The sequence below is a fragment of the Novosphingobium sp. 63-713 genome (assembly GCF_001898925.1).
Lineage (GTDB): Bacteria > Pseudomonadota > Alphaproteobacteria > Sphingomonadales > Sphingomonadaceae > Novosphingobium.
In genome coordinates this window covers 792,160-805,150 of sequence record NZ_MKVS01000005.1, presented here as the reverse complement: position 1 = coordinate 805,150, position 12,991 = coordinate 792,160, and the positions used below count along the sequence as shown (strand labels likewise).

Sequence of the window (12,991 nt, the reverse complement as noted above, 5' to 3'; positions counted from 1 at the left end):
CGGGGCAACATGTTATCGGACCATCAAGTAAAAGGTTATTGGTTGGGGGGGGGGAGAGGCATGCCAACGCTCAGGCGATTGGAGGTATTTGTGGAAGCTGCCGTAGATTGCAACTTTCGCAAGACGGCTGACCGCCTTGACATGAGCCAGGCAGGACTGAGCAACCACATTCTTCTTTTGGAAAAGGAATTGGGATATCCCGTTTTCGAGCGTCACCGGGGCAGCACACCAACCCTGGCCCCGGCCGGCAAGGCGCTGCTTGAACAGGCCAAGGCTGCGCTCGACGCCGCCAAGGCCTTTCGGGCGAAGGACGCGCCCCAAAGCATAGAGGGCGGAAAGGTCCGGTTCGATGTTTCCGTCAGAAACTATATGCTAAGGCAAACTATCATGCCTGCCTTGCCGGCGTTTCTGGAAGAGAACCCCAATATCGACATTGAATTCGACGTTGTTGAAAAAACTCCGGATATCATCGCGAAAGTTTCCTCACGCAAAAGTCACTTCGGCATTTATCGAGGTTACGCGCCTGCCTCGGATAACAGGCTGCGGTCAATCATCCTGGGAAGCTCGGGCACCTATCTCTTTGCATCTCCGGCCTTGGCGCAACAGGCGCGTGACGGGACTCCGTTGAATGAGCTTCCCTTTTTGCTGCCCAAAAAAGATACGGAGATGGGGAACGCGATCGAGCGCACGCTGGCGGAAAACGGCATTATACCGCAAAATGTGGTCGCGCGATCACAGTTTCCCGAAACGCTGGGAGACTGGGTCGTCGAAGGACGGGGCATTGGCCTGTTGTTCATGGGGCATATGGAGCGACATCTGGCCGACGGCCGCGCCGCTATCATCAGTTCACCGATTGGGCATTGGAACAGCGTGCTTATCAGCTCAGTGAGTGAGCAAGAACCGCATTTGCAAAAGATGATAGCGTTTTTCCGTAATGCGGTTGCCGCATCGGAGCAAATTGGTTCGCCCGAAGTGTGACGGCCATCGGCCCGGCAACAAAGGTAATTCTGCCAATCCCTCATCGCGCAAATGGCGGATGAGGGATTGATCAAATCGCTGGAAATTCCCTCTATTTCACTTTGCTCTGCATCTCGATCTTCAGCGTCTGAATGTTGCAGTCGCAAGATGCAGGAATCGTCGGCAGAGCCGGATTATAGCTGAAGGGCGCGATGCTGTTGCGACCGACATAGGCATCTCCGCGACCGCGCACCTTGAGCGAGGTTTGGGCTTGATCGACCTGCAGGCCATCCACGCTCAACTGCAAGGTGGTGCTTCCCGCTGCAGCGGCAAATCGGACCTCGATCCGGTGTGTTCCGGCATTCAGCGGTTGTCGGCCGCGCAGAACAACGAAATTCCTGCCGTCCCCGGCGTTGTAAATATAGGCTGGGCGGCCATCGTCGAGCAGCAGCGCCTGCCCCCCGAAGTGGTCACCCTGAACCAGAATTGGACCACCCTCCCGCCTTCCTGCCACGCCGACGGTAGCCGAGATTGTCCAGCCAGGCCCCGTCACGGGAAAGGACGATGCCGGATAACGCGTATCGCCCGGCTCATAGTGAAAGCTGGTCCGATTTCCGATCAGGGAGGGACGAAGAGCCGGGTCCATTCGCGCCATCAATTTGGCATCGAGGGGATAGACATGGTATTTCTTTGCGGCTCGATCAAAATCGGCCTTCAACTCGGCCAGCTTCCCGGGAAACAGGGTCGATACATCCCGCGATTGCGACCAGTCCTTATTCAAATCGTAGAGTGCCCACTTGAAGGTCCCGGGATCAACGGCCCCCGCCGCGGTCCACGGCATGTTGCCGGGAAGCGTGGATGCCATCCAGCCATCCTTGTAATAGGCCCGATTGCCCAGCATCTCGAAATATTGCTCGCGGTGTCGCGTGGCGGCATCAGCATGGTCGAACGTATAGACCATGCTCACTCCCTCGATAGGCTGTTGCCGGACACCGTCGATCGAGGTTGGGGCCTTGATCCCTGCGGCTTCATAAATGGTTGGGGCAATATCGGTGACATGCGTGAATTGCCCGCGTATCTGTCCCGGCTGCTTGATCCTGGCAGGCCAACTGATGACCATGCCATCGCGCAATCCGCCCAGATGCGAAGCGACCCGCTTGCCCCATTGGAAGGGAGCATTCGTGGCCCAGGCCCAGCCAGCAGGGTAATTGCCGAAAGAGGCAGGTCCGCCATGCTGAGCGGCATCATGCACCATGTCGGCATCGCTTGTCTCTATGCCTGCGATGGTCAACAATTCCTGGCTGGAGCCGCGATAATCTTCCATGCTCGCGCCATTATCGCCCTGAATATAGACCACAAGAGTGTTATCAAGCTGGCCCGATACGCGCAGGGCCTCGATAATCCGGCCAGTCTGCGCATCGAAATAGGCCAATTGGGCGGCGGCAACCTCCATCATTCTGGCATAGGTGCGCTTCATGTCGGGGCTGAGATCATCCCACGCAGGAACCCCGTCGGGACGGGGATTGAAAACAGCGCTTTGGGGAATGATCCCCATGGCTTTCTGCCGGGCGAAAGTTTCCTCACGCAGCTTGTCCCACCCCTGATCGAACCTGCCCTTGAAACGGGCGATCCAATCGGCAGGCGCCATATGCGGCGCATGCATGGACCCGGTGGCCAGATAGGCAAAGAAAGGGTGATCAGGATGCAGGTTGCGCTGCATGTTGATCCAATGGATGGCATGGTCGGCCAGATCACGGTCGAGGATATAGCCCGGCTCGCTTGGCGGCCTTACCGGATTGCGGTTTTCAATCAGTGCAGGATTGAACTGGTCGGCATAAGGGGCGTTAAATCCATAGAAATAGTCAAAACCCCATGCGTTGGGCCAATTGTCGAACGGTCCCAAAGGACCGTTTTCCCATACGGGCGTATTATGATTCTTGCCGAAAAAGGCTGTGTCATAGCCATTCATCTTCAAAACACGGCTTATCATTCCTGCACTTTTGGGAATGACCGACGTGTAACCCGCATCATCGAGCGAGACATCCGCGATGGAACCGCTGGCAACCGCATGGTGGTTGCGACCGGTGAGCAGAGCCGCCCGTGTGGGCGAACACATGGCCGTCGTGTGAAACGCGTTGTAGCGCAAGCCTTGCATGGCCAGAGCGTCGAATGTGGGCGTCGGCACTGCGCCGCCAAAGGTGGAAGAAGCGCCAAAGCCCACGTCATCGGCAAGGATAAGCAAGACGTTGGGCGCCCCCGACGGAGCATTCGGGCTTTTGGGATAAGCCTGCCAGCCCGGCTCAGTGGGCGCGGCCAGAGCTGTTGCGGGAAGGATCAATGACAGCAGCGCAGCCTTGGCCAAGCGGCGCTGCATACATGGCTTCAGGCGCGCCATCACTGAAATGGTCAGCCCTTGCGGGCGCGAAGCGTAGAGGGACGAGCGCGGCATGGCTGCTTACAAACCCGACTGGATATGAACAGCCTGACGCAGGAAACAGTAATTGGCTGCCTCGTCGCCGGCCGAGAAGGTTACCCTGACAGTCGCGGGACAGGAGGATGGGGCCTTAAGAGGATACTCCTCGATTGGATCACGCACCAGATTATAGAATTCGCAATTCACCTTGCCGGTCTTCTGGATACACAGCACCTTGAACGTCGCGTTTTTCACCGCCACCTGCTGCTCAAGCGCAGGCCCCGGAAGCCCTTCGGGCGAGATCGATGGAATGGCTGTTTCGGATATGATGTAGTCGTGAACAGGATCACGAACATTCTTGTCACGACCGAAAAGAATGGGAGCCAAGGAACGGGAATCGAGCGCAACCTGTCCAGTTCCATCGCGGTTCGAAACTGTTTTGGGAATAGTCACGTGGGCAAGATCGAGAACGGTGGAGAAAAGATCGGTGGTATGGACCACCGCATCACTTACGCCTTGCTTGATGCCCGGCCCCCGGATCAGTACCGGCACCCGCATCCCGCTTTCATAGCCGGTTCCTTTGCCGCGATGGTCGCGCTTGATATACATATTGTCGATAAAATTGATATTGGGCTTGCCGTACATCGGCGTCCCATTGTCACCAAGGATGATGACATAGGTGTTGGGGTCGATGTTCTTGAGCGCATCGAGCAGCTTGCCGACGGCGGTGTCCATCGAATTTGTCATCGCCCGGTTGAGCGCTGGCGCCGAACAATTGCCCAAATTCGTCGTGCCGAATTGCCCGCCGCAGGCTTTCATTTCATCCTGACTGGCCTTGTCCAGCATGTCGGCATTGGGAACAAAGGTTGGCGGATGACTTTGTCCTGCAGTGATATGTGAAAGATTGAAGGCAAACCAGGCAAACCACGGCTTGCCCGCACTCTGTTGCTGCTTCATCCAGCCAATTGCATCCGACACTTTGGTGACAGGAGCATATGTCGTTGGCGCGATCCCCGGCAAAGCACGCGTAGGAGCCTTTTCAGAGCGCCATTTGTCGGGCGGCGTGGTCTCATCCTGTATCTGGTAATCGTAATCCCAATAGTCGTTAATCGCGCCATTCAGATTGCCCCGAAACAGATCGAACGATGCCTCCTTGGGCTTCAGGCCGGGATATTGATTGAGACCGGCCATATGCCATTTGCCAAAAATGGCCGTACTGTATCCTGCGGTCTTCAAATCCTGGGCCAGCGAATGATGATGCTGGGTCAGATAATTGGTGTAATCGCGCACCCCGGTTTTGTTGGCATTAAGGCCGGTGAGCATGGAGGCGCGGGTGGGCGAGCAGAACGGGTGCGCCCATGCCTCACGGAACGCCAATCCTTGCGCGGCAAAACGGTTAAGAACCGGGGTCGAGGCGGGCCTGCCGTTGATAAGGTGATAATCAGGATCATTGCGGCCTTGCGGACCATATTGGCGAGAAAGACTTTCTTTGAGGCCCGGATAGGCATCACTGGTTGTGTCCAGGCCGACATCGTCAAGCACAATCAGCAGAACATTGGGATGATGCGCCGGTTTTGCCGCGGCCAGCGCGCCTTGCGGAGTGAAGCCGATACCCGAAATCGCGATCGAGGCGGCCGAAATGAGCGCAAGACGCAGCTTTGACCGAAAGCGCATTTTAAATCTCCCGTAAATTCGGATCTTTTCTTGCATCTGCCTATGCAAGTTGGCGCCAGCAGTCGTGTCACTCCCATTTAAAAGCAAGCGATCAGCCGGTTATTATACTGATAAGCTATCGCTTATGGCTATGGTTTCTCGCAACCTTCGGGGCAATTTCAGATCAAATTCGAATGATCCAAACGCCCGGAAATCGGCCTTGGGATTGCGTGAAACCGGCGGGATGGCGGCCCTTCCTATACCGGTATTATTTCGCCCCATCGCCCCCCGAAGGCAGAACCATCATGGCGACCAACGTCACCGTCAAATTGCACAGCACCGCCACCAGTCCGATTTCCCATTCAACGAAAACCCCCGCCAGCGCCTTGCCGATCATCGGCACCCACAACACGGCATAGCCCGCGATCAGCCCGGCCATCACCGCCAGACCCGAAACCCGCCGCGTGATAAAGGCAAGGTACACCCCCGGCACCAACATGCCGATGGCCGCATAGGCCGACAGGCCCACCTCGACCAGCGAGGCGCTGGCCCCCAACGCCAGCCACAGGGCAGCCCCCGCAAAGCCCACCATCGAGCAGCGCGACACCAGCAATTCGCGCCGGTCGTCCATGTTCCGCCAAACCGGCCGCACGATATTTCGCGCGAAAATCGACCCGCAGGTCAGCATCAGCACCGAACCCGGCACCAGCGCCAACAGGCTGGCCGTGCCCGCGAACAGGCCGATCAGCCAGACGGGACAATGCTGGACCACAAAAGTCAGCAACAGCGCGTTAAGATCCCCGCCCTCGGGCCGCGTGCCCGCCAGCAAGGCGGCAAAGCCGAGCAGGATGATGAAGAAATAGGATAGCGAATAGATCGGCTGAAGCACGGTATTGCGGCGGATCGTATCGCCGCTGCCCGCCGAAAAGCACAGTTGGAACATATGCGGGAAGATATAGGTGCCGATCGCCACATTGATCGCCGAGGTGCTCAGCCACACCAGACTGAGCCCGGCGTGGGGCTGTAAGCCGGGGAAACGGGTGGCGGCGGGATAAAGATCCTGAACCCGCGCGAACACGTCGAGCATCGACGACGCGCCCACCATCCCGGCCACGCCAAAAGCCAGCACCGCCACCACGATCAGCATCAGCACATCCTTGACCCCGGCGGCAAAAGCCGCCGAGCGCAGACCCGCCAAAAACACAAAGGCCAGCATCACCGCCACCGCGATCACCGCCGCCCATGTGCCCCCGATCACCGGCCCGGCCACCAGACGCACGATGAAGGTCAGCGCGGTCACCTGTATCTGGATATAGACCGTCAACGCGATCAGCCCCGCGCAGGCCACCACCATGCCCAGCCAGCGCGATTGATAGCGATGGGCAAAGAAATCGGCCTGAGTAATCAGCCCATGCCGCCGCCCATAGGCATGAATGCGCGGCGTCAGCCAATAGCCCACCGCCGCCGACAGCGAAACCGAGGTGAACGCCAGATAGGCCGGCGCGCCATAGGCCCAGGCAAAGCCCGAAATGCCCAGCACCGCAAAGGTCGTGTAAATCTCACCGGCATTAAGGAACCAGAACACCAGTGTCCCCATCCGCCGCCCGCCCAGCGCCCAGTCCTCCAGCGACTTGCTGCGGGTTTTGGCGCGGCCATAGGCCATCGCGCCGATCGTCGTGCCCAGCACGATCAGCAGGATCATCATGCGGATCATGGCTTGCGATCCAGCCAGTAGCGCAGGGCCAGCACAAAGGTGGCGAACATTATTCCCGCCATTTGCCAGACCATCGGGAAAGGAAGGCCAAACGGGCGCCACACGATGCCATTGGCCCATGGCGCAAGGCCCAGTTGCCAGACAAAGGGCAGCAAAAGCAGCGCGTCGGCCCGGCGAAAAGCCGCGACCTCGACGCCTTCGGGATCATCCATGGTTTATCCAGCCTGTGGGAATTGCGTGGGAATGGCAGAATTTGCCGCATTCAACGCTGCATTCAATGCTAGGCAATGCGGGATTATGTTGCCACAGACGCAACGATCAGACCTCGGCCACGCGCAAGGGGCGGTTCCACTGGCGCAACTGCGCCTCCACCATTTTGAGCAGGCGGGCGGGCGCGCCCTCCAATTGCCGCCCCGCGCGCAGGATCAGGCTGATCGTGGCATCCTCCATCGCATCATCGGCAATCGCGATACTGGTCAACTCGCCGCTTTCCAGCTCGCTCCACACCGACAATTGCGGCAGGATCGTCACCGCCGCCCCCCGCCGCACGGTTTCGCGCATCATATGGATCGAATTGGTGGTGATGACCGGTTCGAGATAGGTGTTGTGGCGCAGCTCCGCCCCGGCCAAAATCTGGCGCAGGCCGAAATGGCGCGGTGAAAGGCACAAAGGATGGCGCGCCAGATCGGCCAGCGACACGCTGGTCTGCCCCGCCAGCGGATGACCCGCGGCAACAATCGCCATCAGAGGCTGGGCGATCACCGAGCGGACATGGATCTTGATGTCATGCGGCGTCTGAAACACCAGCCCCAGATGCGCCTCGTCATCGAGCACCTGTCGCACGATCTGCTGCGATGAATTGACCGAGAGGTCGAGATGGATCTGGGGATTGGCGGCGGTAAAACTGGCGATCATGTCGGTAAAACCGCTGCCCAGAAAGCCTTCACCCACGGCCAGCACGGCATGGCCGCTTTTTACCGAGCGCAATTCCTCCAGCTTGGCGCGCAGAGCCTCGCGGTCGGCCACCTGGTTGCGGTAATGGGCGATGACGATTTCGCCCGCATGAGTCAGCCGCACCCCGCGCCGCCCCTTCTCGATCAGGGCAAGGCCATAGCTTTCCTCCAGTTGCGCGATCTGACGGCTGATCGAGGAGGCCGCGACATTGAGCCGGTCACTGGCCGCGCGCATCGAGCCTGCGTTGAGCGCCTCAAACAGATAGCGCAAACCCGTTTCCGACATTCGGCAAGCCCCCTATCATTCTTTGCAAACCCGGCATCAGCTTGCCCAAGTTTGCGCTCAACGCAACAACTTTGACAAAAGAGCGCCATTGCCTGCGCATATGGGGAATGCCAGATCAGGCCGTCCCCCGCCGGGCAAAGCGGTCATTCGCATCGCTTTTTCGGATGAAAACGAGGCATGAATGGCAAGTATCAAGCGTGATCGAGTGAACTGGCAGGGCTATCTTCCCGCCATCACAACTCCCTTTTCCGCCGATGGCGGGCTGGATGAGGCGGGTCTTGGCCGCCTGTTGGAATGGCTGCACGGCGAAGGCATGCATGGGCTGGTTCTGGCCGGAACCACAGGCGAATGGACCAGCATGAGCGCAGCCGAACGCGCCCGCCTGTTTGCCCTGACCGGCGCCCAGATGAAGGGCAAGCTGCCCCTGATCGCGGGCTGCTCCAGCTTTACCGCGACTGAGAGCATCGCCTTTGCCCGCCATGCGGCGCAGGCCGGATTTGACGGCGTGCTGTTGACGCCCCCGCCCTACATTCGCCCGCGCGCCGATGAAATCGTCGGCTTTTATGAAACGGTCAGCGCGGCCATCGACCTGCCCATCTGCATCTATAACTGGCCGCCGGGCACGGGCATCGACATGGATCTGCCCCTGCTCTCGCGCCTTGCCGACATCGAGGGCGTGGTGGCGATCAAGCAATCCTCCTCCTCTTTCGAGCGCTTTGTCGAGACCTTCTTTGCGCTCAAGGATCAGGTGCGCGTGTTCGGCTTTCCGATGAACGAGATCGGGCTGACGATGCTGCGCGTGCATGGCGGCGATGGCACGATGGGCGCGGGCGGTGTGCTGGGGCGCTATCAGCCGGGCTTTTACGATGCCTTCTGGGCGGGCGATCTGGAAGGTGCGCGCGCCTGCGGGGCCAAGGACCGCGTGCTGATGCGCGAATGGTACACGCCCGAACTGGTGGGGCGCTTCGGTTCCGGCCCGGCGATCCTCAAGGCCGCGCTCGATGCGCAGGGTCTGCCCGGCGGGCCGGTGCGCGCGCCTTTGCTGCCTATCACCGATGCCGCGCGCGAAGAGATTGCCCAAACGCTGCGAAAGCTGCAAATCCTGTGATCCATGACGCATGAAGTCCTGATCATCGGCGGCGGCCTGCTGGGCTGCGCGGCGGCGTGGCATCTGGCCCGCGCCGGTCTTGCCCCGCGCCTGATTGAGGCGCGGGGCATCAATGCGGGCGCCTCGGGCCAGAACGCAGGTTCGCTGCATTTCCAGATCGAGCGGCGCTTTCTCGAACCGGGCGGTACGGCCCATGCGCAGGGCGGCGATATCGTTCGCCTCAACCGTCTGGCGATCGAGGAATGGGCGGGGCTGGAGGATCAGCTTGGCCGCCCGCTCGACATTCACATGCATGGCGGGCTGATGCTGGCCGAAAATGAGGCGGATCTGGCGCTGCTTTCCCTCAAGGTGGCACGCGAAAACGAACTGGGCCTGCCCACGCAATTGCTCTCAGGGACCGAGGCGCGCGATCTGGTGCCGCGCCTTGCCCCCCATATTGCCGGTGCAGCATGGCTGGCAAAGGAAGGCCATGCCAATCCGCGCATTCTGGCCGATGCTTTTGCCGATGCGGCGCGTGCCTCGGGCGCGGTGATCGAAACCAACAGCCGCCTGCTCGACCTGCGCCGCGATGGCGATCATTGGCAGGCCACCATTGAGCAATCCGGCCAGATCACCACCGCCCGCGCGCGCCATGTCATTCTGGCCACCGGCCATTGGACCGCTCGGATCGCGGCGCGCATGGGGCTGAACATCCCGCTCTATCTGGCCCCTCTGATGATGAGTGTGACCGATCGTACGGCGCCCTTCCTGCCCTATCTGATCCAGCATGTCGGCAAACGGCTGTCGATGAAGCAGACAGATGACGGCAATATGGTGATCGGCGGAGGCTGGGCCTCGGCCCCACAAAAGATGGCCGACGGCCTGCCCGATCTGGACGCGCCGCCGCATCTGGTGCCCGGCAATCTGCGCGCCAATCTGGCGGTGGCGGCGGGCGTTTTGCCCTGCCTGCGCGGGCGCAGCCTGATCCGCAGTTGGACCGGCATGACGTGCATTTCCGCCGATCAATTGCCCATTGTGGGCGAAGTTCCTGCCGCCCCCGGCCTCCATGTCGCGGCGGGCGGGTCGATGTTCACGCTGGGGCCGCTGCTGGCGCGGATGTTGGCGCGCAGCATTATCGAGCGCGCCATGCCCGAGGAAATCGCCCTGTTCAGCGCCGCCCGCTTTGCTCATCTCAACGCCTTTGTGGTGCCGTCATGAGCCGGATCGTCGATGGCGTGACCCGCCCCGCCCCCATAACCGTCGAGATCGACGGCGCGATGATCCCGGCCCATCCGGGCGAAACGTTGGCCGCCGCCATGGTCGCAACCGGAATCTACCGGATGCGCGACGACCGATCCGGCGCCCCGCGCGGCCTGTTGTGCAACATGGGTACATGCAGCGAATGTTTCGTCTGGATCGCCATGGAGGACGGATGGCGCCGCCGTCGCGCCTGCCTGACCCCGGTGGAGGATGGCCTGCGCATTGCCACGCATGAGGTGCCGCTATGATCGACATCGCCATCATCGGCGGCGGCCCCGCCGGACAGGCCGCCGCACGGCAAACGCTGGCTGCGGGCCTGTCCACCACCATGATCGACGAGCAGGCCCGGCCCGGAGGCCAGATCCTGCGCCAGCCCCCTGCCGCTTTTGCGGTCAAAGGATGGATGGCGGGCCGCCTCTATCGCCCGCTGCGCCACCTGCTCGCCCAGACCGAGGCGGACACGCGGCTCGACTGGCGGGGAAGCACCAGCGTGGCCGGGATCGAGCGGATTGCCGATCATTTCCGTCTTACGCTCTCGGGTGCGCATGGTGGCACGCTGCTGGCGCGGCGGGTGCTGATCGCGGCGGGCTGTTATGACATGCCGGTGGCGATGCCGGGCTGGACCCTGCCCGGCGTGATGAGCGCGGGCGCGGTGCAGACCATGCTCAAATCGCAGCAGGTGGTGGCCGGCCAGCCTATCGTCCTGCTGGGCAGCCATCCCTTGCTCCTGGTGCTGGCCACGCAAATCCTGGACGCCGGGGCCGAGGTCGCGGCGGTGCTGATGCCGCAGACCTATGGCCGGATGATGCGCGCGGCCCTGCCCCATCTGCCGGGGGCGATGTTCGCCCCCGGCCCTTTGATTGCGGCGGGGGCGGCCATGGCGCGCCTGCGCCGGGCGGGGGTGCCCCTGATGATGGGCGCGCGGCCTATCGGCTTTATCGGCAATGGGCGGCTGGAGGCGGTTGATTATGCATGGCGCGGCCGGACCCACCGTATCGCGGCGCAGGTGGCGGCTGTGTCCTATGGCTTCCTGCCCCAATCGGATCTGCCGCGTCAGGTCGGCGCGGCGGTGCGCTGGGCGCGACCTGCGGGCGGGTGGGAAACGGTCTGTGATGGGGCGATGCGCTCCTCGGTGCCGGGGCTTTATGTCGCGGGCGAAACCACCGGTGTGGCAGGCGCGGATGCCGCCATGGCCGAGGGCGAGATTGCGGGGATCGCGATAGCGCTGGATGCAGGCGCGCAGCCTGCCTCCGATATGGCCCGCGCGCAGGCAAGGCGCGCAAGGCTGCAACCCTTCATCGACCTGCTGCGCGCGGTGGCCGATCCGCGCGATGTCTGGCCGCAGGCGACGCCCGAAACGCTGCTGTGCCGATGCGAGGATATTTCCGTGGCGCAGGTCGAGGCAACTATGGCCCGGCTCTCGCCCATGGCTGACGCTTCGGCGGTCAAGCATCGCTGCCGGATCGGGATGGGCCTGTGTCAGGGGCGGTCCTGCGAACATGCGCTGGTGCGTCGGATTGCCGCCGCGCAGGGATGTGATCCCGATGCGGTCGCCCCGTTCCGTGTGCGCTTTCCCGCGCGGCCCTTGCCCGTGGATGAGATCATCGGCTGACCGTTGCGCCCGCCGCAACAATGTGGTCCCGGCGATGTCATTGCTGCGGCGCAAACCCCTTGTCATCCTCGCCTCCTGCACCATTCACAGGAGCCGTCCGCATGACCGAGGCCATCCCTCCCCGCCCCCATTTCTCCGCCGATCACGTGTCATGGACCGTGGCCGATGCCGAAGCGGTGGCGCGCTTTTACATCGACGTGTTCGGCGCATCCGAATTGTTCCGCATGGGGCCGATTGACGCCGCCGACATTCCCCCCATGCCCGATGGGCGCGACTGGATGGCGGCGCATGTCAATGTGCCGGGCGCGCGGCTCACGCTCATCATGCTGCGTTTGACCGAGACGCTCAATTTTCAACTGGTGCAATATGACAAGCCCGATGACCGCAGCCCCGCCCTGCCGCGCAATTGCGATGCGGGCGGGCATCATCTGGGGCTGCGGGTCGATGATGTGCCAGCTGCGGCGGCCTATCTCGCCGCGCATGGCTGCACCGCGATGGAGATCATCGAGATTTCCGAAGGGCCGCTGGCGGGCAAGAAGAACCTCTATCTGCTCGACCCCTGGGGCCATCAGCTTGAAATCGTGGACTGACCCCCCTCTTTTTACAACAGGACACCATCATGACCGCAAAGCGTATCAATCCCGCATCCCTTTATGAAAGCACCCGCTTCGGCTTTTCCCATGCCGCGCTGGATGAAGCCACCGACACGCTCCATCTGGCGGGGCAAGTCGCGTGGGACAAGGATTACAATGTGGTGGGCGGCGATGACCTGGCCGCGCAAACCCGTCAGGCGCTGGCCAATATCCGCGCCGTTCTGGCCGAGGCGGGCGCGGGGGTGGACGATCTGCTGCGTCTGCGCACGCTGATCGTCAATTACGATATGTCCAAGCTGGAGGCCGTGGGCGCTGAACTGGCCGCGTTTTACGGCGATGTCATCCCCGCGCCCAACACCATCATCGGGGTTCAGGCGCTGGCCCTGCCCGATTTCCTGATCGAGATCGAAGCGGTAGCGGTGCTGCCCAGGGGTTGATCGATAGAAGGGCCGCTCCGGGGTGG

The 12,991-nt window shown here is 61.6% G+C and carries 12 protein-coding genes; 7 read left to right on the top strand and 5 right to left on the bottom strand.

The window, feature by feature from the left end:
• Positions 1–9: 9 nt before the first annotated feature.
• Positions 10–978 (top strand): LysR family transcriptional regulator, encoded by a 969-nt coding sequence (locus tag BGP00_RS04330; protein ID WP_366556806.1) that lies wholly within the window; start codon positions 10–12, stop codon positions 976–978.
• Between the two features lie 91 nt (positions 979–1,069).
• On the opposite strand, the gene BGP00_RS04325 is transcribed toward BGP00_RS04330, so the two are convergent.
• The 5 genes from BGP00_RS04325 to BGP00_RS04305 form a co-directional block, all read right to left on the bottom strand.
• Positions 1,070–3,406, bottom strand: coding sequence for an arylsulfatase (locus BGP00_RS04325; RefSeq protein WP_292922189.1), 2,337 nt, complete (start codon positions 3,404–3,406; stop codon positions 1,070–1,072).
• Positions 3,407–3,412: 6 nt separating this feature from the next.
• Positions 3,413–5,080, bottom strand: a complete 1,668-nt coding sequence (locus BGP00_RS04320; protein WP_292922187.1) for a sulfatase-like hydrolase/transferase — start codon at positions 5,078–5,080, stop codon at positions 3,413–3,415.
• 211 nt (positions 5,081–5,291) lie between these two features.
• Positions 5,292–6,737, bottom strand: coding sequence for a sodium:solute symporter (locus BGP00_RS04315; protein WP_292922185.1), 1,446 nt, complete (start codon positions 6,735–6,737; stop codon positions 5,292–5,294).
• Complete coding sequence (locus BGP00_RS04310; protein WP_168601214.1) at positions 6,734–6,949, bottom strand: DUF3311 domain-containing protein; 216 nt, start codon at positions 6,947–6,949, stop codon at positions 6,734–6,736. The genes BGP00_RS04315 and BGP00_RS04310 overlap by 4 nt, the downstream gene beginning before the upstream one ends.
• 106 nt (positions 6,950–7,055) lie before the next feature.
• Entirely contained in the window at positions 7,056–7,976 is a 921-nt protein-coding gene (locus tag BGP00_RS04305) for a LysR family transcriptional regulator (RefSeq protein ID WP_246869839.1), read from the bottom strand.
• Positions 7,977–8,157: 181 nt separating this feature from the next.
• Here BGP00_RS04305 and BGP00_RS04300 point away from each other — a divergent pair, with 181 nt between their 5' ends.
• The 6 genes from BGP00_RS04300 to BGP00_RS04275 all read left to right on the top strand — a co-directional run bounded on the left by BGP00_RS04300 (position 8,158) and on the right by BGP00_RS04275 (position 12,965).
• A complete protein-coding gene (locus BGP00_RS04300) occupies positions 8,158–9,084 on the top strand; it encodes a dihydrodipicolinate synthase family protein (RefSeq protein WP_168601215.1) in 927 nt (308 codons plus the stop codon).
• Between the two features lie 3 nt (positions 9,085–9,087).
• The gene (locus tag BGP00_RS04295) at positions 9,088–10,281 is read left to right on the top strand and encodes an FAD-dependent oxidoreductase (RefSeq protein ID WP_292922181.1); all 1,194 of its coding nucleotides are present in this window, start codon (positions 9,088–9,090) and stop codon (positions 10,279–10,281) included.
• Complete coding sequence (locus BGP00_RS04290; RefSeq protein ID WP_292922179.1) at positions 10,278–10,571, top strand: (2Fe-2S)-binding protein; 294 nt, start codon at positions 10,278–10,280, stop codon at positions 10,569–10,571. Before BGP00_RS04295 ends, BGP00_RS04290 begins: the two co-directional genes overlap by 4 nt.
• The gene (locus BGP00_RS04285) at positions 10,568–11,935 is read left to right on the top strand and encodes an FAD-dependent oxidoreductase (protein WP_292925714.1); all 1,368 of its coding nucleotides are present in this window, start codon (positions 10,568–10,570) and stop codon (positions 11,933–11,935) included. Before BGP00_RS04290 ends, BGP00_RS04285 begins: the two co-directional genes overlap by 4 nt.
• Before the next feature lie 101 nt (positions 11,936–12,036).
• Positions 12,037–12,525, top strand: coding sequence for a VOC family protein (locus BGP00_RS04280; RefSeq protein ID WP_168601219.1), 489 nt, complete (start codon positions 12,037–12,039; stop codon positions 12,523–12,525).
• Positions 12,526–12,554: 29 nt separating this feature from the next.
• Positions 12,555–12,965, top strand: a complete 411-nt coding sequence (locus tag BGP00_RS04275; protein WP_168601220.1) for a RidA family protein — start codon at positions 12,555–12,557, stop codon at positions 12,963–12,965.
• Positions 12,966–12,991: the final 26 nt, after the last annotated feature.